We start from the raw sequence: 18,592 nt of genomic DNA, 5'->3' as shown, positions 1-18,592 counted from the left end.
AAAACCTCTTTTCATTTCGCCTTTAATGCTTTTTCTACGAAAGAATTATCTACAACTTTATCTGTTTTGATTTCTTTCTTTATAGAGCCGAGCTTATATTGAAAATCCGCTGTCTTTTGCTGTTCGGCTATTATTTCTTTCGTTACCGGAACTAAAATTGGTTTGTCGTGATCAAACACTTCTTTTACAATTTCTTCATCTATCTTCTTTGCAGAAGTATATATTTTTATCGCTTCATCTAAGTTTGACTCTTGCCATACACGTGCTTTTTCATAAACTTTAAGGAATTTCTCAACTAATTCTGGATGTTCCTTCGCAAATTTTGTTCTCGCAATTAAAAACTCTGGTGAAGAAACATTTAATCGTTCACCATCTGCAATAACCTTTGCCCCTTTATTTAACGTATGTAGTGAAATGAATGGATCCCAAATGGCCCATGCATCTACTGATCCGGATTCAAATGCCGGCTGCGCTTCATCTGGTTGCAGTTGAATGACATTTACATCTTTCGCATTTATACCTTCTTTTTCTAATGCTCGATATAATAAATTAAATGCGCTACTTCCTTTTGCTACTGCAATTTTTTTACCTTTTAAATCTTTTACACTCGTAATCTTGCTATCTTTTTGTACAAGAATCCCTGTTCCTTTTCTCGCATAACTTGTATTAGCAATTGCAGTAAATTCAATACCTGCAGCTTGCGCTGAAATAACTGGGGAGTTCCCCACTTCACCAAAATCCAACCGATTTGATGCGATTGCCTCAAAATAAGGAGGTCCGCTTTGAAACTCTGTCCATTTCACCTTAACTCCTTCTTTTTTTAACTCCTCTTCAAACCACCTTTTTTTCTGTGCCAGTAAGAGCGGGCTTATTCCTTGCTGTATACCAATTTGTATTGTTACCTCTTCTTTCTTACTACTTGCAGTGTTTTTTTCACATCCTAATAAAAATAAAGATATAACTAATGCAAAAGAAAGAACCTTACATTTTTTATACATATATAATCCACCCTTTTCCTATATACTTGTTTGAATCAGTCCCCCGTGTTCAAACTGATGTAGCACCTTCGTTCGAAGTTGTTGGAACGATTGAGAAGTTTTATTTCGCGGATAAGGCAAACTATTTTCAATAACTTTATGTATTTTCCCAGGCTTTGCACTCATGATGATAATTCGGTTTGAAAGATATATCGCCTCGTCTATATCATGAGTAACAAATATCATTGTCGTTTTCTTTTGTTCCCAAATGTTCAGCAGCACTTCTTGCAAATGACTTCGAGTAAAAGCATCCAGTGCCCCAAATGGTTCATCAAGTAATAATACATTCGGATCTCTTAATAAAGCCCTCGCAATCGCAACACGTTGTGACATTCCGCCTGAAATTTCTTTCGGATATGATTTTTCAAAACCATCCAATCGAACGATTTCAACCCATTCCTTTACCTTGTCTTTTACATACTTATCTTTTAACGACAGATCTGCAGCAACATTTTCTTCAACTGTTAACCACGGAAATAAACGATGTTCTTGAAAAATAAAACCTTGTTTTTTACTCTGTTTTACAATTTGCTCTCCATCGATGATAACTTCACCTTCAAATTCGTTATCTAACCCCGCAACAATTTTCAAAAGCGTACTTTTCCCACAACCACTCGGTCCGATTACAGTGACAAAATCACCTTTCTCTAATTGAAAATTAATATCTTCTAATACTTGAACCGTACCAGTTTGTTTCGAAAAATATTTTGATACCCCATCAATTGAAACAGTCACTTCTTCCCCTCCTTGAAATGATTCATTTAAATGAATAGATTCAGCATTTGTATAATAAAAAAACCAAAGGCATTTTATCAATAGATAAAATGCCTTTGGTTTCTCCAATCAGCAATACGTTATAGAATTAACTACATATTATACAAATATTTCCGATAAGTCAACTAGGTTTTAATGAACGATATTTATTTTTTTATAAAGAGTAGCAGTTTCTGAAATGATTTTTGGAATTGACTCTTGAATTGTGTTTTTGACTGTATGAAGAGCCTTTTCTACATACCCGTCTTCAAATTGTTCTAACGACTCAGGTAATTCATCCTCATCCAATATAAAAAATTCTCCACTTGGAAGTATCATAATATCAAGGATTAAATCTTCAAAGGATACCACTTCATCCGTTATACATGTATTCTTTACAATATTAAAATACGAACCTAGATACCCCCCATCCTGATCTCTCCAAACGTATAAATTATATGGAAGATTTACCCAGTAATATGCAACTGTATAACTTCCTTTCGGGATTGTTAACTTCTTATCGTTTGCTGCCATTGTAAAAGAATACTGTACTTCATGATATAAAATAATTTTGTCCTGCTGCGCTTCTATTAGTAAACAAGCATGATCTATGGTTGTACCATCATATCGGATTTTTCTTTCAATAATTTCAATGTCTGACGTACGTAAGCAACTCATTTTTTATTTCCCCTTTTATCTTAGTTCTTTCATTATATCCCTTTATATTTCCACTAAGAAAGCGTCCAGTCAATTCATTCATTTTTTTAAGTTAATATTTATATAATCTCATTTTCTACTTCACAAAAAAGCCCCTTCTAAATTAGAAGGAACTCCAGTATTATTATTATTTTATAACCCATGATTTGTAAGCCTTTACTTCTAAACTGAACTTAGATTCTTTTAACCACTCTACAGCACTACATACAAGAGGAGATGAATTATCTTCAGTAATACTTTCTATTGGAATCCATCTAGCTCCTAATGAATCTTGCTCTTCAAATTGTTCCGGTACTTTGAATTCACCTCCGCACCTTTCTACAAAGTAAAAAACTGCGATATGATGTACATGTGTGTACTCATTAAATTTTGATGGAAATTGAAAATCAATTGTACCTACTTGTTTTACTACCGTTACATTTAGCCCAGTCTCTTCTTTAATCTCTCTATGAAGTCCAGCTAATAATGATTCTCCATCTTCTAAACTACCACCAGGTAGATCATTACGATTTCTATATGGACCTTTAATTTTATCAATTACTAATAAATTATTGTTTTCGATACAAATGCCATACACACCAAACGCACGATGAAAATTAGTAGCATTATTCATGCTTCAACTTCTCTATAACCGCATCATAAAATTTCCGTTCCTCATCAACATTTAAGTGAACATGACTTACTGTTTTAGAAAATCCATATAACAATTGTGCTTTCACTGGCTCTTTTAGCGTTATTTCAAATGTTGGAGGTTCTTTTATAAATTCCATCACAGTTGCGTCAAGAACCTCTTTCTCTTCTTCTTTCTTTAAAGGTTTGCCTTTATAAAACGCAATTTTATCAATTTGTGTAAATGGTATAACAATTTTCTTTCCTAATCCGATTTGAATGATTACTCGTTCTTCTGTAACAATAATTGGATTTTTACGCATTGCTTGTATTTCAGCTAAAAAATAAAACATTGCGTATGCGTTTAAAATAAGTAAAATCCATGCTACTACTGGATTCCATTGATGAAGTAAATAATGAAAACCAATACTTTCTATTATGGTCGCATGAATGATCATGATATATACACCTATTGCACCGGTCTTTTTGTGATATGAGTATACGGATTCACCTTCCGGTACTTTTATATGCCACGATAAAAATGCATAATAGATTAACTTACACTCTGTTACAATGATATCTACTAATTTATTTCTTTTTATAGTAGCATCAAACGCTGCATCAATCGCATAAGAAAATGAAGAATATTCTCTTCTATATTCTTTATATCTTTTGATTGTATTAGGAAGCACTTTAACGATTTTATACAACAGGAATAGTTCTAGACCTACAAAAGCAATTTCTCCCGCAACTATAATATAAGAAACGTTTGAAAAAGCTTGTAAATAGTCACTTGGAATAATAAATCTCGCAAATATATATCCAGCTATTACGACAGGAAATATATACGTTAGCGAGTATCTTTTTTGAATAATAAAGAAATATGTAATAATCGGAATTACAAACATACAATCTAACAAAGAACCAAGCACTACTTCTTTCGGAGCGGCTGGTACAATCGGAAGGGCATACAATAAATAGTTTGATAACAAGATGAAAGATACGAGTCCAATCCAAATGCCTTTTCGCCTTCGTGATAGTGTGGCATTCATACGTTCACTCCTCTATTTAAAAACCTCGTTTAAATGATCTTTATAAAATGTAATCGCACGTTCAAATTCTTTAACTTCGTCTACTTTTATAACCGTTTCAAGTAATAATTTCATCGCGGATTCATGATCGTTAACGTTATATTTTGCTAATGATAAAAATACTTTTATCACGTCATTATCCGGAAACTGCTGCAAACCTGTTTCTAAAACTGTAATTGCTTTGTCATACTCACCTATACAACGATATGTACTTCCAAGACCGATATATGCACCGCAAAGTGACTCACCATCAAGACCATTTGCAATTGCCTGTTCATAATACGGCACAGCGTCTGTTTCAAGTCCCATTACATCATGTATCCAGGCACATTGAAAAAGCACTTCTGCATCCCGCGTAAAATTGGTTAACCCCATTAGTATCTCTCTAGATTGCGCATATTTCTTTTCATTTCTTAGTTTAATCGCTTGCTTTAATAAATGTTCCATAGAATCCACTCCTCACCAATTATTTTATGTATCCATCTTGAATGGTTAACGTTTGTGTAAAAGTAAAATTCCCATAAATTAAAGTTTCGCTTACCTATATATACTATGCGGATTCACTCTTATCCAAATACTTAAAATTATAAAGCAGTAATGTGATTACATAGTACCTCTAACCTTTTGACAATTTCTTTCGCCGTTTCATCTTTCCCATTACATAACTTCCCTTTACCGTCCTGTCCAATTACGTAGTGCACCGCTCCACGTGAATATAAAGAATGTGGTGAATTTGCAATCATTACATTTGCCTTAGATTCTTTCATTCTATTTTTCGCTCTTTCAAACAATTCTTCTTCATTTACATCACTTTCAAGTTTAAAGCCAACGAGTACGGTTTCTGGATCCCACTCTTTTATTTGCTTTAATACTTTTGGAGCCTTTTGAAAATGAATAATTGGCGCTATATCACTTGAAATTTTCCCATTCATATTAAGAACATTACCATCTTGATCACAAATTTTGTCTACAACCCAATCTGATCCAGCCGCTGCCATAATGACCGCATCGACTTTTTCATGTGTAATTATACTTTTCATTTTATCTTGTAAATCAACAATTCCTTCAAATGGGTGTAATTCTAATTGATTGTTTACATCGTTCGGTTTCTCAGCGAAATAACCGTGTAAATATATAACATGTGCTCCTTTACTTATAAACTCTTCAGCGATTATTCTACCAATTGTTCCTTTTGCCATATTCGTATGACCACGCACTTGGTCCCATTTCTCTAAACAACCACCACTCGTAATTAATACCTTTTTCCCCTTCATTGTAACCATCCCTTACTGATTTTTCTTACGAAACCATTCTGTTCCAAAGTCAACTATATCTCGTTGCTTCATAAGACGGCACGTTGCATTTCCTATTTTTCCATTTGTTACAGTTCCTTTTCGCTCAAACTCTACACCGATTTCTAAAAACTTATCAGAATCGTAATCCATATCAACAAACTCTTTCCATACTCTTGCACCATTCTCTATAATTGGTGCCCCTACTTTTATTAACTCACATGCACCAGTACGTACTTCAGATAAATGTACAGACGTATTGGAATCATATCCAACACCAATTAATAATATGTATCCATCTAAATCGTATATTTTTCTTAATGGAGATTCCTCTCCTAAACTCATTGATAGCGACTGATTCATCGTTATTTCTTCCGCATGTTTTCCCCATGCAGCAAAACTTCCTAATGGATGGTTGCTACGTACTACATTCGGATATGTACGAAAACATTCAACTACTTTTCCCATTGCCCTTGTTGGTGTTATATGTGGCTCAAACGCCGGGACGTTATCTCGAATAATTTGCCACCATTCTTCAGGTACAGGTGGTCTTGACCAATGTTTCGGATCAGATAAATCCGAAGATTGAGTTGGCATAATAATTGTTCCCTCTTCCGTAATAACTTTCATTAACGCCTCTACTACCGCAACGGCTCCGCCAGATACCCAGCCAATAGAACTGAGCGAAGAATGCACAATAACCGTCATTCCTTTTTCTAACCCTAATTCTCTTAAATCATTTGTAATTGTTTTGATTGTATTTGGCAATTGTGTACTTGCCACTATGTCATTCATTTTCACGATTGTTCCCCCATTTTTTAAAACTAATACATACATATATTATCATATTTTTCTTAATTTTTAACTTAATCATTTCTGTCACTTCAAAAAAAGGTTATAAATTCACATGCATAATAATCAAATGACAATATATCGATCTCAAATAATAATAGCAGATAAATAAAAAAACTTTATTCTCTTTTCTACTATTTGAACTAATTTGCTTAATTACATACGTTTTTTCAGTATGAAGAAAAATAAAAGTGATACGTCAAAACAATACAAACACTATATATAAACGAAAGAGCCCATCACAACTGATAAGCTCTTCCGTTTCATTTACCCTTCAATTGTAACCCCTGTAAACATCGATAAGTTTCCCGTTATTTTCTCGCCTACACGTAAAAATAACCCTGCGGCTCTCCCGCTAATACAGTGTGAACCAATTAATAGTTTACCAGTATACGGACCATCCCATGTGTCAATTGTATAGTCAGGCATTTCTATGTATTGCTGATATATTTTTCGTTGTTCAAAGTAATACTTCGTTTTATCTTCAGCCAATAGTTCATCATTTTCGTATATAGATACTCCTCCGCCTTCACGGCCGTATAAAGGTTTAGAAACATATGATTCATTTCTTTCTATAAACGGTTTATTTGTAAAATATGTTGGTAAGAAGTAGTTCTGAATGATTTCTCGCTCTTCTTTCTCAAAGAAAACTCCCTCTTCGAACAGTTGCCAAATTAATGCGAGTACACTTTTATTTTGCATAAGAAAAGCAGCAGGTGGATTAATAATTTTCACTCTTCCTTGCGCTATATGATCTAAAAGCTGAAGTCCAATTCTTTTCCCATTTTTATCGGTATCTGAAACTAAATATTCAATTGGATATAGTCTATATAAATAATGGATTCGTTCGCCACTTGGCGTATATATACCATCATCTGTAACGACGATATCTTGTATTCCTATATAGTCTGTTGATTGATCTAAGCAATAGCTTCTTAAAAATTGAACTGTTTGATGATCTTCATCGTGCCAATCATAACTAGTAAAATATATCGTCTCTTCAGGACCTATATTATAGTCATGTTTAATTTGTTCCCACGCCTGCACAATATGCTCTTCTATATGATTTGGGTGATTCACGTCGTGATAACGGCATAACACTTCATTTGCGACAGACGGCTCTAAATAACCTGTTGGTGTGTCACAATTTACTTCTATTAACTTTATATCTTCACCATTTACGATAAAGTCAAACCTTGTAAAATATGAAAACAAACCAATATGTTTCATTCTCGCAATTTCCCACGTTTCAGCTGGAAATCCTAGTTTTTGAAAATCTTCTGTTGTATTGACAATATATTGATACGTTCTATATAACACGTACATAACTTCCTCTGTCGCTTTTGAAATAGCAGTATAAGTTTTTACTGGCATACGATACATACCTGTTGCCATATATTGATTCCATTCTTCATTTTCTAATAGACTCGGCCATGTAAAACCATTCCGACCAGCCTCTTCCGCAAGTGAAAACCATACTTTCATATACTCTTTCTGCTCTTGTTCTGTATACATGATCCTATTATCCTTTCGTGTTATGATCCGGCTGGCGCTTTTGCGTTTCCAATTCCACTTGAACCAGAATTCACTTTCGGCGTTTGAGTAGTAGATGATTTCGGCGTATTTGTATCTGGCGTCACCTTATTTGAGGAATTGGGCTGTTGTTTGTTTAAATCTACTTTATTGGAAGAATTATTGTTGTTACTGTTAGTTCCACCGTAGTATCCTCCACCACCGCTGCCACCAGTTCTACTTTGGTCTTTTTCACGATATGGAATAATATTATTTGCATACGTTTTTTTCATTACATTGGGTTTTGCTGAATAATTCATATTTGAAGTTCTGCTTGCTAATAAATATCCCGCTACGAATGGCAGTATCGGTAAATGTGAGTTTTCATTATACGATGAAAACGATGGATTAATTTCCTTGCATAACTCATCATTTTCTACATTTTCATTGGTAGGAGTTTTATCATCACAATGTAAAGTTTCTTGTTCATTTCCTTGTTTTCCACCATCCGTTTTAACAGCAGTACTTTCTTGTTGAGCAGTATCTTCTTCATAATCGCCACATCCAGTTAATAAAAAAGATGATACCCCTATTGAAGTAGCAATTTTTATAAATTTACTTTTATCCATTCTCATGTGTTATACACCTAATTTCTTTTATCTATATTTTTCCAGATACCTTTATTATATAATGTAAATCTTACTTTTTTCAAACTATACCTTAGATGCACATTTGCATATTTTATGCTTTTTATTCCATGAATAAAAACAAACTATCATTAGATTATAATTTTATTTATAGACTATAATAAATTGAAAGACAACCTAATACCTGGGTCGTCTTTCAATTGTTTTATTTTTATATATTAAACGTCTCAATAAAATCTCTAATGGTCCATTCAGATTGTTTTTCTCCATTATTGTAGCTAATATGACAGACAATATCCAAATACTTATAGCTATCAATGCAGCAAGAGCGTTACTTACATGCCCTCCTAAATCAAATGCTACAGGTGATAAAAGTATAACAAGCAGTGCCTCATTCAAAACAAAAAATGTTAATGAGCGCTTTCCCAAAGCAATTAATGAAAGGCTAAAGTACCCTAGATTTTTCAATCTACTCCCTATTATACCGAAACCCGTTGCATATGCTAATCCTCCAACAATTCCAGTTAAAATATGGATTCCATTTATCATTCCAGCTGTAAATACACTTGGATACCATAAAGTCCCTATAAAAGATAGAGGCAAAGCACCTATTAAGGAAATTGCTAATCCTATAATTGTTATATAATATAATTTTTTCAAATTTTGCTCTGGTTTTATTAATAACTGATATCTAGCAATCCACAAACCAAGAATTACCGAAGGAAGAATTGGGAACATAAAATGGATGAGAACAGGTATAACAGGAAAGAAAAGTAATCGTAACATTGTAGTACTTAGATACGTGTCTTTTGCTGAAACATCTGGTGAAAAACCGTAATCGCCTATTGCTTGCATATTAAATCCCCATATTATTGGGATAAAAATGATATACAATATAGTGATAATCGTAAATGTTCGAATTAATGTTTTCATTTTACACTTTAATAGCGGGCTAACAAGAAGCCCGGCTATACCATAGGCCATAAGAATATCTTGTCCTCCAATTAATACTGCTAACACAACCCCAAACAGTATTAAATACCAAGAGCGTCTTCTTACTATTTTTACAGCATGATTTTCATTTTTCCCTTTTGATATTTGCCCTTCGAGTGCTAGAACCAAACCGTAGCCTAATAATACGGCAAACATCGCTCTTGCACGGTTATCAATTATGAATATACCAAAAAGGTTTACAATTTGATCAAAGAAACTTCCGCTTTCCACCCTATGCATAATTCCAGGATCTGCAGCATACAAGTAAAGCGGTGCATGGGCAAGTACGATTAATAGTAACATAGTACCTCTTGCTAAATCTAATGAGACTGCACGCTTCTTCTCAATTGTTACATTATTTATTGATTTACTCATATTTTACTTCCTTCCTTAGCATCAACTAACCATTCCGACCTTTCTTACATTTTTGTCAAAAACTAATAACTAGTTGCTATTAAAATTAAAACAAATAAAGTGAAACTTTAAGCAGTGGCGGTTTCGTTCATCACCCACTAATTATTATTCCGTACCAATCGGGCTTTTACGAGCTTCAGGGCTTCCACCTAGCTTCCTTACTCCAGCCAAATTTTGAGGTGGGAGTTTTACTGTCCACAAATAGCAGGATACATATAAAACGAACTATTTCTTCAAATCCTATTCCGGATATTATATTCTAAGATGATTTTAATATGTTTTATTTTTAAAATACACATGAAATCTTTCAATCCCCGGATATCTTTCTCCTAAACTTTTAACCTGAAAACCAATTTTTTCATAAAATTCTACTGCCTCATTGTCTGTCTCTGCTTCTATATAAGTTAATTGAAGCATTTTTACTACTTCTTTTATCATTTGTAACGCAATTCCTTTATTACGATATTGTGGAGCGACTGCTATGTGACATATTCTCGCTTTATTTGCTCCGATTATTTCAATACCTATACAAGCCTCTTCTTCATATCTGTACAAAGTCCCTTTATTACTCTCATAATATAAAACTGCTTTCTTTAAGCTAGTTTCACTTGGCCCGACTGCATACTGTAACACATTTAAAATTGGATCTTTCACAATTTGTTCCACGCGTTGCAAATTCATTTCTACATTCCTTTCCATGAAAAAAGATTAGCTCTTTCTATAAAGAGCTAATCTCATTACGCTGTTATTTTTTCTTCTTTTTTCACAACGACCGCTACATAACTATGTAGTATCATTCCGACAATAACAAGACTCATTCCGATCCAAGATAAAGATGACGGAATTGGCGCAGATAGTAAGATAAGCTCTCCGACTAGCGCAAATAAAACTTCACCGGACTGTGTTGCTTCTACTGTTGCTAGTTTTTGTGGATCATCTTTTACAAGATCTGTCGCAAAGAAGAATAGTACTGTCGCGATTAAACCAGAACTAACTGCTACAATAAAACATTGGAAAACTTGGCTACTTGACGGTAATCCGCCTGTTGATACTTCATAACCAGATAGTAAAAACCAAAATGGTAAACTTGCTAATGTCATACCGAGAACTCGCTGGAATACATCTAATTCGCCTTTACAAACTTGCATCATTTTTCGATTTCCAAGAGGATACGCAAACGCTGCAATAAGTACAGGAACTACACATAAAACGGTTTCTCGAATTCCTAATGAAGAAGCATGTTCTACTTGCATGAGTACAACACCGCATAAAATAACCCCAGACATAACTAATTCCTTTATTGGAAGTTTTTTATGTAATGGATCTACTGCAAAAAATGGTGTTAACAAAATTCCTGCGACAATCGTAATTTGCCAAGTTGATGCAACAAGCCAACCAGGTCCAAAAGCTCCGGCAAAACTAAGTGGTGCATAGAAGAGACCAAATCCAACGATACTCCACACTAACCATTCTTTCGGATTATTTTTCATATATTGAAAGAGTTGCTTTAAGTTCCCTCTATACATGACAATAAGTAAAAGCATTGGAACCATAAAGTAGTACCGTAATGAAGCACTCCAAATCCAGCTTCCACCTTCTAAGTCCATCGCCCGGTTTAAAACAAAGGTAAAGGCAAAGAAAAATGATGCCAATATCCCTACTGCAATAGCTTTCATTATAAAACCCCTTGTTTAGTTTCTTCTTATACTATACAACAAATTAAATATAATTAAAATTCGAAATCTTTATCTCGCATCTATTCTAGCTCTATATAGTTTTCTTAACTGACTAATATGAGCTTGATGGTACCGATTATGATCGGCTATATGCCATATTCCCCACCTTATAGTCGCAGTTTCTCCCTTCTCATAAAAAACTTCCCTTGTTAAATCATTTTCTGTTAGTTTCATACACTCCTCATAAAACATATGTTGCACCGCTTCATAATCTTGCATTAATTCTTGTAATTTATACTTTCTTAAACTAGGCAATACTCCCATTTCATTCAACATTGGTCCATATTTATTTTCAAGTGTCGGTGGAACTTCCTCTCCTTTTAAACGGTACACCCAGTGTAAATCGACTATTGCTAAATGCTGAAGTAGTTGCCCAATACTATTTTCATTATTTTCTGACCTTTTGAAGGACAGTTCTTTCACATCAGTACCTTCTACTAACTTTTGCAATCGTATAAATGTATCAGTAACCGTCGCATACAAAATCGCTACTTGCGGGTTCATATTTTTTTCTAAATGGAGATCTTTCATACTAAACTCCCTCTATTAAAAGAACAAGACCATATGTTCATCATCACTATACACACCATTCATCTTTATAGCTCTCTTTTCAATCCCATACGTTTTAAAGCCCATTGATTCATACAATTTTTTTGCTGGTTCGTTTGTAGATACAACACCTAAGTTCAATTGTTCTAAGCTCATTTCTCTTGCTCTTTCAATTCCCTTTCGTATTAACTCACGTGCAAGACCACTTCTTCGATTGCTTGCATCTACATACATCGCAACGATATGACCTTTATGTTTATACGCCTCTTTCTCTTCTGTTAGTAAAGTAACCACTCCAACTAATTGATTCTTTTCATTAAAAGCACCGAATGTACAGCTAGTAGTAGCTGTTAAATTATTTTCCACTCGCTTAATAGGATTTTCTTGACGAATCGCCTCTTCATAAGTTGTTACAAATGCCTCTGGATTTACTTGTAATGCCTGTAAACGTAACTCCCAATATTGTTTTGCATCTTCTTTCGTAAGTAATCGAATCATATTTCTCCAGCCCCTTTAAGTTAACATAATATTTTTATAAACTACTATTTATAGATTCGTATTCTTCTCTTAACATACTATAACGATAACGATGAATGAACTTTCCTTGACGTAATCGATCATTTCTCATTAATCCTTCACAAACAAAACCAGCCTTTTCATAACTCTTTCTAGCTTGAAAATTATCTTCATCTACACGTAGCCAAACTTTTTCTAATTCAAATTCAATGAATGCCAGATGTAACATACTATATAAACCTGCTAATCCATATCCTTTACCCCAATACTCTTTATTACCAATTGCGATTCCCAGTTCTGCATTTTTATTTGTTTTATCAAAGTTTTTAAGATCTACCCATCCAATATGTATGCCGTTTTCTGTAGTGATAGCTCTTTGTTCATAACCATTTTTTCGATTTATACATGCTTCAATCCACTTTTTCGTATCTTCACGAGTGAACGGTGGATATTGATCCGGTACAACTAAATGATTTGTCACTTCTTTATCTAATGACCATTGATATCGCTCTTCTACATCATCTAGTGTCAGTTCTCTTAATTGAACGATTGGTACATTCATTATGCTATCCCCTTTTTATTTTCCTATAGAAAACCCTTCGAACATTCTTCCTCCATACTGTTCTAGCGTTTTTTCTACAAAAGTAATTAAGTTTCTTTTCTCACCCGTTGTATAAAAATGATCGAACGCCTCTACAAATTGATCTGCGTAATGTTCATCATATTTTCTAAGTACCCTTATAAACCATTTTGAACTTCCAAGCCATTTCCCATTTACTCTTAATATATATTCATGTAATAAATCAGCTAATAAATTCGCGATAAACAATTCTTCTTCTCTTTTTGATGCACCAATAAAATCGTCCAAAGTATCCGTAATAAAATACCGTTTTTGCTTCATCATTTCTTCAGTCCATTTAGCTGGCCCTTTATTTAGTAAATCATTTGCTTCTCTTTTTAATTTCTCAACAATTTCATTTTCTCCTTTTAATACAATACCCTCTGAAACTAATTGTGGTAACGAAGGTCTCCCTCGGTCACAATCCATTTTAAAAAAGGTTTTACACGTTTCAAAATTATGTACAAACACTTCAACAGGCCATCCATTACTATAGAAAGATTCTCTAAAACAAGACGGTAAATTTTGATCAACTATAACAATGTCAAGATCAGATGTTTTTGTCGCTTCTCCTCTTACAACGCTTCCTCCCAGTAAAGCTACATCACAATTCGGAAATTGTGATGTAATTATACTTTGTGCTGCTTCCATTGGTTTCATAACCGTTCCCCTTTTCTTATTTCACTTTCTTTTTTTCAGCTCTTTCTCTCGCCTTTTGTATATACGGTTCTGCGTCTGGTGTTTTGCATGACGTTGCCCCGTGATCAACTTGTACTTTCCCAATTTCACGTGCAATTTCAATCGCTTTTCTCTCAAAGTCTTCATTACGAATTCCTATCGCGATTAAAGCACTATTCATCGCTTCTTTTTTTCTATTTTTTTCATTATGTATATTTGCTTTAATCTCTTCTAGATACGGAGTGAAGAATTCATCATGTAACGTTTTATTTTTAATCGCTATATTTGCTAATAGAGACCATCCTGCTCTTCCAATCCATTCATCATCAGACTTTGTCCATTCTTCCATTCTTTCTATCGCGATTGGCGACGTACAAATAGCCGTCATCAAAACGTCCATTAAACAATAATAATCAACTTCCTGTACCCATTTGTTTAGCTGTTCTGTCGTAACTTGCTTTGGTTCTAAAATCATTGTTGCTAAAGTCATTGCATCCATATTTTTTGTTTTCCATAATGAAATTGCTAAATCATGATTTTTTTTTATCTTCTTTTTTAACAATTTTAAATTGGCAAAACTAACTCCGAATAGTGGCTCTTTCGCTCCGTGGTTTTTATACGTTTTACGATTTTGTTCTGTTCCATATTTCTCTAGTTGCTGCATTACTTCTTCAAGTAACATATGCCCACCTCTTTATCTTTTATGTTGACTTCATATATGTATGTACGATATATTCTACATTACTTTTTAGTTTTCCTATATTTATTTCTTTAAATACGGTATGTGAAATTTTAAAGTTTCTACAGATAACTAACACAACCACGAAAAACCTGTACATTTTACATATACAGGTTTTCATTTCATCAATTTTCCAAAGTATAAGAAATAGAATATGAAAGAACTTTTATTTATTCGATTTTCTCTATATTTGTTGTAAGCTCTTTACATCTGACCACTCTTCTATAGACACTGCGTCCGGAAAAACTGTAACTACATTAAAATTCGCACCTTTTTCTTTTCCAATTTGTTTAGCAGCTAATAAATTCGCTGCCGCAGACGTCCCTATTTTCATACCAGTTTCATTATAAAAACGTGCTATTTCATACAAAAAGAGCTTCTTTATTCAAATGCGTTCATAAGTACAATTCTCCAACCATCTGGATCCTCTATTGTGGTCCCTTTCTCTATCCAATACGGATTTTCTGGTTCTACCTCATGATAGCCCATATTACTTAATCGATTCACTATTTTTTCAATTTCATCTTTATTAGGCATATAAAAAACTAGTAAATTATCTTTTGTCGGTGCCGGACATGGACTTCCATTAACATGCGTTGTAAACTCCAAATGATACTCGGCATCCGGTAATCCAAACATAACTCCATCATATCCTTCATGATTGTGAAATTCTCCTATACGCTTTAATCCTAACCCCGTCTCATAAAAACTTATAACTTCTTCAAATTTATCTGTTGGTCTTGCCATTCTAAATTGAACCCAATTCTTCATGCAAAACTCCTCCTTTTCATTTTCCAAAGCTTTATAGTAATCATTATAGGTTACATATATTTCCTTTCATATCCCTCATTAGTGTGAGAACTACCTAAGTTGAAAGACCTATTAGTTTATAAATAGTAGGTCTTTAGTATTAAATTCATATAAAAGTAGTTATGTAAATATTGAGATGAAATAAATAGTTCTTCCGATAATATCAAATGTTCCCCAGACCAAAATTTAATTTTTTCTATACCAATATTTTAATAGAAAACAAAAATATTCGAATCAATAATTGGAATGAAAATGAAATGCTACGAAAGTATGATTAGTCCCCTTTCATTTTGATATCGATTCCCCTAAAAACCACCTACATCATTATTAGAAGAACCAAATTTGATTCTTGAAAATTTTCATAATAAACATTAAAATCACCCTGTTTTTTCAAGACTGCAATTGATACAAAATCTTGCATATTTTTGAACAAACTTTTTTGCACTTGTAAAAAAGTTTTTTTGCAATTACCTCCCTATAATTGCTAATATAGTAGAGTAGAACTTTTATAGAGAGAAGGAAAATTATGCACAATGGAATTCGAATGACAACTTTAGTAAAAAGGGCTATGTTGATTTGCGCGGGGGTATTATTTACATACGAAGCAGCTTTAGGATCAGCACATATTGCTCTAGCAAGTACAGAGGATGAAGCAAAATCTGTTCAACTTGTAAGCGAAATTCAATCATCTCTTGCACCGAAAGAAGCTCCAAAACAATATAACGGGCAAGTTAGAAAAGTCGCTTATTTAACATTTGATGATGGTCCTGGAAAATACACAGCTGAGCTTTTAGATATGTTAAAGAGAGAAAATGCAAAAGCAACATTTTTCCTAATTGGTTCAAACGTAAAAGCATTCCCTGATCTTGTAAAACGTGAAGATGCTGAAGGCCACTACGTTGGGATGCACAGTATGACTCATAACTACAAGAAACTTTACACAGAAGGTCATTACGTAGATGAAATGAAGGAAGACCAAGGCTTAATCGCTGGCGTTCTAGGTAAATCACCAGTATTAACTCGTCCATCTTACGGTTCAATGCCAGGATTAAACGAAGCTCTTCGTAACAAAGTTGTAGAAAATGGCTTGAAAGTTTGGGATTGGACAATTGATTCTTTAGACTGGAAATATAACAAAATGCCTGTTGACGCTGCATCAGCTAAAATTGTCGAAAACGTTCTAAATGGTGCTAACAAACCGACAGAAGTTATTCTTATGCACGACATTCATCCACAATCCGTTAAAGCAGTACCTGGAATTATTAAGGGGCTGAAAGAAAAAGGATATGAATTAGAAAGTTATAGTGAGAACGAACACTTCCCATTAAACTTCTGGCACGATAATCGTATGTAATGAAAAAGACTCTATTTCCTCTAGTAGGTTATTGAGTCTTTTTTTATCGCATTGGGTATTACTTCTCGTATATTCAATTCAACTCCCTCCTTCCCTTATATGAATAGAAATTAAGAATCACATTAATTTAACTTAAAAACATATCATGTTATACTATAGGCTAGTTTAAATGAGTAGGTGTCACATGATAGTATATACAGTTCAAACTGAAACAGCATGGAAACAATTTAAAAAACTTGGTTATTTAGAAGGAAGTAAAGAAAACATCGATCCCGATTTTATATATTCATACGATTGGATGGTACGTGTAGCTAAAAAAAGATTACCCCACTACGAAGGTAACTATCCTATTTGGGTCTGGGAAGCAAATAATTATCCAGATCGAAATGCTAAAGCCTGGGGTAGAGAAAATTTAAAAATGGTAATTTTAACACTTGATGTGCCGAATAAATGGGTACTATGGAGTGATATTAGTTACTGGTGTTGTGCCATGACTGCTAGCTCTATGTATTTTCATCAAACAAATAAACGAACATTAAAAGACTGGTTTACTTTTATGGATGAAGAGTACAGATTAATATTCGACTTCGACTATTTATTATCTCATCCTGATTGGTATAAAGGTAAAGAGGCCTCATTAGAAAAACAAGGTGTTATCGGCAAAATCCCCCTTTCCTTTGTAAAAAAAGTCAGACGTTTTCGTGCTAAGGAAGATAAATCTATTAATGAAATCAGAAGTGATAACTGGGATAATAGAAAAGAAAATCGTATCAAAAAGATGAATCGAAAATTAAGAAAAAGAAACGACAAGCAAAAAAAATTGCAAAAGCGACTTATACGGAATTAAAACATATATATCAAAATACAGTAAGAAATTATGGATTGAGTATACAAATTCAATCCTATTTTTTATATTATCAACACTTTAGCACATATTACTCTTAAGGAGTGATGTGTATATGGATTTTCTTACAACCGAATATTTATCTGCCTTACTTGCCATCATTGTAATTGATTTAGTGTTAGCCGGTGATAATGCCATTGTAATTGGGTTAGCAGCAAGGCGATTACCGAAAGATCAGCAAAAGAAAGTTATTATTTGGGGAACTATCGGGGCAATCGCGATTAGAGCCCTCGCTACTTTAGTTGTCGTTTGGTTATTAAAAATACCAGGGCTACTTCTAATTGGTGGTGTACTCCTTATATGGATCGCTTACAAATTAATTGCTGAAGGTAAAGATCATGATATTAAGGCAGAAGAAGGATTTTGGTCTGCTATTAAAACTATTATTATAGCTGATGCATTAATGGGAATTGATAATGTTCTCGCTGTTGCAGGAGCTGCGCATGGTAATTTTTCTTTAGTAATCATTGGACTATTAGTATCTATTCCAGTAGTAGTATGGGGCAGTACCTTAATTTTAAAATGGGTGGATAGATTCCCTGTCATCATTACGATTGGAGCAGCTGTTTTAGCTTATACTGCTGCAAAAATGATTGTAGATGAGAAATGGTTCGCTGGATTTTTCGAAAGTAATCCTTTCATAAAATGGGCATTTATCATTATTATCATTGCCGGTGTAGTATTCTTTGGAAAGATGAAACAAAAAACAAAAAACGAAAGATAATTCTATATAATGACAACGTTATATGTACAAACAAGAGCGCTACTCA

General features: G+C 33.7%; 22 protein-coding genes and 1 pseudogene. 3 read left to right on the top strand and 20 right to left on the bottom strand.

The features are described 5' to 3' along the window. Positions 1–11 precede the first annotated feature (11 nt). From DT250_RS05830 to DT250_RS05735, 20 genes and pseudogenes are all read right to left on the bottom strand, one after another. On the bottom strand, positions 12–998 hold the full coding sequence (locus DT250_RS05830) for an aliphatic sulfonate ABC transporter substrate-binding protein (protein WP_149212768.1): 987 nt from the start codon (positions 996–998) through the stop codon (positions 12–14). A gap of 18 nt (positions 999–1,016) precedes the next feature. Further along, a complete protein-coding gene (locus tag DT250_RS05825) occupies positions 1,017–1,772 on the bottom strand; it encodes an ABC transporter ATP-binding protein (RefSeq protein ID WP_149212767.1) in 756 nt (251 codons plus the stop codon). A 171-nt stretch (positions 1,773–1,943) separates the two neighbouring features. Beyond that, a complete protein-coding gene (locus DT250_RS05820; RefSeq protein ID WP_149212766.1) occupies positions 1,944–2,468 on the bottom strand; it encodes a ribonuclease FAU-1 family protein in 525 nt (174 codons plus the stop codon). Positions 2,469–2,634: 166 nt separating this feature from the next. Then, positions 2,635–3,120 (bottom strand): NUDIX hydrolase, encoded by a 486-nt coding sequence (locus DT250_RS05815; RefSeq protein ID WP_098091684.1) that lies wholly within the window; start codon positions 3,118–3,120, stop codon positions 2,635–2,637. Beyond that, the gene (locus DT250_RS05810; RefSeq protein ID WP_149212765.1) at positions 3,113–4,168 is read right to left on the bottom strand and encodes a hypothetical protein; all 1,056 of its coding nucleotides are present in this window, start codon (positions 4,166–4,168) and stop codon (positions 3,113–3,115) included. The genes DT250_RS05815 and DT250_RS05810 overlap by 8 nt, the downstream gene beginning before the upstream one ends. A gap of 12 nt (positions 4,169–4,180) precedes the next feature. Further along, a complete protein-coding gene (locus DT250_RS05805) occupies positions 4,181–4,654 on the bottom strand; it encodes a tetratricopeptide repeat protein (protein ID WP_137036125.1) in 474 nt (157 codons plus the stop codon). A gap of 137 nt (positions 4,655–4,791) precedes the next feature. After that, on the bottom strand, positions 4,792–5,481 hold the full coding sequence (locus DT250_RS05800; RefSeq protein ID WP_048566190.1) for a phosphopantothenoylcysteine decarboxylase domain-containing protein: 690 nt from the start codon (positions 5,479–5,481) through the stop codon (positions 4,792–4,794). 12 nt (positions 5,482–5,493) lie between these two features. Beyond that, positions 5,494–6,294 carry a BA2930 family N-acetyltransferase gene (aacC, locus tag DT250_RS05795; RefSeq protein ID WP_149212835.1) on the bottom strand — a complete coding sequence of 267 codons (801 nt, stop codon included), beginning with the start codon at positions 6,292–6,294 and terminating at the stop codon, positions 5,494–5,496. A 324-nt stretch (positions 6,295–6,618) separates the two neighbouring features. Then, positions 6,619–7,866, bottom strand: a complete 1,248-nt coding sequence (locus DT250_RS05790) for a glutathionylspermidine synthase family protein (protein ID WP_149212764.1) — start codon at positions 7,864–7,866, stop codon at positions 6,619–6,621. A gap of 20 nt (positions 7,867–7,886) precedes the next feature. Beyond that, the gene (locus DT250_RS05785) at positions 7,887–8,498 is read right to left on the bottom strand and encodes a hypothetical protein (RefSeq protein ID WP_137015480.1); all 612 of its coding nucleotides are present in this window, start codon (positions 8,496–8,498) and stop codon (positions 7,887–7,889) included. A gap of 189 nt (positions 8,499–8,687) precedes the next feature. Beyond that, complete coding sequence (locus DT250_RS05780) at positions 8,688–9,878, bottom strand: DUF418 domain-containing protein (protein ID WP_147787705.1); 1,191 nt, start codon at positions 9,876–9,878, stop codon at positions 8,688–8,690. 309 nt (positions 9,879–10,187) lie between these two features. Beyond that, on the bottom strand, positions 10,188–10,598 hold the full coding sequence (locus DT250_RS05775) for a GNAT family N-acetyltransferase (RefSeq protein ID WP_088063933.1): 411 nt from the start codon (positions 10,596–10,598) through the stop codon (positions 10,188–10,190). A gap of 56 nt (positions 10,599–10,654) precedes the next feature. Beyond that, on the bottom strand, positions 10,655–11,593 hold the full coding sequence (locus DT250_RS05770; protein WP_087980770.1) for a DMT family transporter: 939 nt from the start codon (positions 11,591–11,593) through the stop codon (positions 10,655–10,657). Positions 11,594–11,662: 69 nt separating this feature from the next. After that, positions 11,663–12,184, bottom strand: a complete 522-nt coding sequence (locus tag DT250_RS05765; RefSeq protein WP_149212763.1) for a DinB family protein — start codon at positions 12,182–12,184, stop codon at positions 11,663–11,665. Between the two features lie 15 nt (positions 12,185–12,199). Beyond that, positions 12,200–12,700, bottom strand: a complete 501-nt coding sequence (locus tag DT250_RS05760) for a GNAT family N-acetyltransferase (RefSeq protein WP_097908584.1) — start codon at positions 12,698–12,700, stop codon at positions 12,200–12,202. A 34-nt stretch (positions 12,701–12,734) separates the two neighbouring features. Next, a complete protein-coding gene (locus tag DT250_RS05755) occupies positions 12,735–13,280 on the bottom strand; it encodes a GNAT family N-acetyltransferase (RefSeq protein WP_137015566.1) in 546 nt (181 codons plus the stop codon). A gap of 15 nt (positions 13,281–13,295) precedes the next feature. After that, the gene (locus tag DT250_RS05750; protein ID WP_147787709.1) at positions 13,296–13,997 is read right to left on the bottom strand and encodes a nucleotidyltransferase domain-containing protein; all 702 of its coding nucleotides are present in this window, start codon (positions 13,995–13,997) and stop codon (positions 13,296–13,298) included. Between the two features lie 16 nt (positions 13,998–14,013). Continuing rightward, complete coding sequence (locus tag DT250_RS05745; protein ID WP_149212762.1) at positions 14,014–14,697, bottom strand: DNA alkylation repair protein; 684 nt, start codon at positions 14,695–14,697, stop codon at positions 14,014–14,016. A gap of 241 nt (positions 14,698–14,938) precedes the next feature. Further along, positions 14,939–15,124: pseudogene (locus DT250_RS05740) on the bottom strand (cysteine synthase family protein); the annotation flags it as partial. 11 nt (positions 15,125–15,135) lie between these two features. After that, positions 15,136–15,525, bottom strand: a complete 390-nt coding sequence (locus tag DT250_RS05735; RefSeq protein ID WP_046954377.1) for a VOC family protein — start codon at positions 15,523–15,525, stop codon at positions 15,136–15,138. A gap of 565 nt (positions 15,526–16,090) precedes the next feature. Here DT250_RS05735 and DT250_RS05730 point away from each other — a divergent pair. The 3 genes from DT250_RS05730 (at position 16,091) to DT250_RS05720 (ending at position 18,546) form a co-directional block, all read left to right on the top strand. Continuing rightward, entirely contained in the window at positions 16,091–16,918 is an 828-nt protein-coding gene (locus tag DT250_RS05730) for a peptidoglycan-N-acetylglucosamine deacetylase (protein WP_060487153.1), read from the top strand. A 184-nt stretch (positions 16,919–17,102) separates the two neighbouring features. Next, positions 17,103–17,765, top strand: coding sequence for a DUF3841 domain-containing protein (locus DT250_RS05725; protein WP_149212761.1), 663 nt, complete (start codon positions 17,103–17,105; stop codon positions 17,763–17,765). Positions 17,766–17,877: 112 nt separating this feature from the next. Beyond that, positions 17,878–18,546, top strand: coding sequence for a TerC family protein (locus DT250_RS05720; RefSeq protein WP_149212760.1), 669 nt, complete (start codon positions 17,878–17,880; stop codon positions 18,544–18,546). The last annotated feature ends 46 nt before the right edge of the window (positions 18,547–18,592 follow it).

It is taken from the genome of Bacillus sp. AR2-1, from assembly GCF_008368755.1.
Taxonomy (GTDB): domain Bacteria; phylum Bacillota; class Bacilli; order Bacillales; family Bacillaceae_G; genus Bacillus_A; species Bacillus_A wiedmannii.
This window is presented reverse-complemented; position numbering and strand designations above follow the sequence as displayed.

Excerpts from the sequence above, each read along its gene's own strand:
- DT250_RS05830 (WP_149212768.1), bottom strand. The coding sequence starts at position 998 with ATGTATAAAAAATGTAAGGTTCTTTCTTTTGCATTAGTTATATCTTTA.
- DT250_RS05820 (WP_149212766.1), bottom strand. The coding sequence starts at position 2,468 with ATGAGTTGCTTACGTACGTCAGACATTGAAATTATTGAAAGAAAAATC.
- DT250_RS05815 (WP_098091684.1), bottom strand. The coding sequence starts at position 3,120 with ATGAATAATGCTACTAATTTTCATCGTGCGTTTGGTGTGTATGGCATT.
- DT250_RS05810 (WP_149212765.1), bottom strand. The coding sequence starts at position 4,168 with ATGAATGCCACACTATCACGAAGGCGAAAAGGCATTTGGATTGGACTC.
- DT250_RS05805 (WP_137036125.1), bottom strand. The coding sequence starts at position 4,654 with ATGGAACATTTATTAAAGCAAGCGATTAAACTAAGAAATGAAAAGAAA.
- DT250_RS05800 (WP_048566190.1), bottom strand. The coding sequence starts at position 5,481 with ATGAAGGGGAAAAAGGTATTAATTACGAGTGGTGGTTGTTTAGAGAAA.
- aacC (WP_149212835.1), bottom strand. The coding sequence starts at position 6,294 with ATGAATGACATAGTGGCAAGTACACAATTGCCAAATACAATCAAAACA.
- DT250_RS05790 (WP_149212764.1), bottom strand. The coding sequence starts at position 7,866 with ATGTATACAGAACAAGAGCAGAAAGAGTATATGAAAGTATGGTTTTCA.
- DT250_RS05785 (WP_137015480.1), bottom strand. The coding sequence starts at position 8,498 with ATGAGAATGGATAAAAGTAAATTTATAAAAATTGCTACTTCAATAGGG.
- DT250_RS05780 (WP_147787705.1), bottom strand. The coding sequence starts at position 9,878 with ATGAGTAAATCAATAAATAATGTAACAATTGAGAAGAAGCGTGCAGTC.
- DT250_RS05775 (WP_088063933.1), bottom strand. The coding sequence starts at position 10,598 with ATGAATTTGCAACGCGTGGAACAAATTGTGAAAGATCCAATTTTAAAT.
- DT250_RS05770 (WP_087980770.1), bottom strand. The coding sequence starts at position 11,593 with ATGAAAGCTATTGCAGTAGGGATATTGGCATCATTTTTCTTTGCCTTT.
- DT250_RS05765 (WP_149212763.1), bottom strand. The coding sequence starts at position 12,184 with ATGAAAGATCTCCATTTAGAAAAAAATATGAACCCGCAAGTAGCGATT.
- DT250_RS05760 (WP_097908584.1), bottom strand. The coding sequence starts at position 12,700 with ATGATTCGATTACTTACGAAAGAAGATGCAAAACAATATTGGGAGTTA.
- DT250_RS05755 (WP_137015566.1), bottom strand. The coding sequence starts at position 13,280 with ATGAATGTACCAATCGTTCAATTAAGAGAACTGACACTAGATGATGTA.
- DT250_RS05750 (WP_147787709.1), bottom strand. The coding sequence starts at position 13,997 with ATGAAACCAATGGAAGCAGCACAAAGTATAATTACATCACAATTTCCG.
- DT250_RS05745 (WP_149212762.1), bottom strand. The coding sequence starts at position 14,697 with ATGTTACTTGAAGAAGTAATGCAGCAACTAGAGAAATATGGAACAGAA.
- DT250_RS05735 (WP_046954377.1), bottom strand. The coding sequence starts at position 15,525 with ATGAAGAATTGGGTTCAATTTAGAATGGCAAGACCAACAGATAAATTT.
- DT250_RS05730 (WP_060487153.1), top strand. The coding sequence starts at position 16,091 with ATGCACAATGGAATTCGAATGACAACTTTAGTAAAAAGGGCTATGTTG.
- DT250_RS05725 (WP_149212761.1), top strand. The coding sequence starts at position 17,103 with ATGATAGTATATACAGTTCAAACTGAAACAGCATGGAAACAATTTAAA.
- DT250_RS05720 (WP_149212760.1), top strand. The coding sequence starts at position 17,878 with ATGGATTTTCTTACAACCGAATATTTATCTGCCTTACTTGCCATCATT.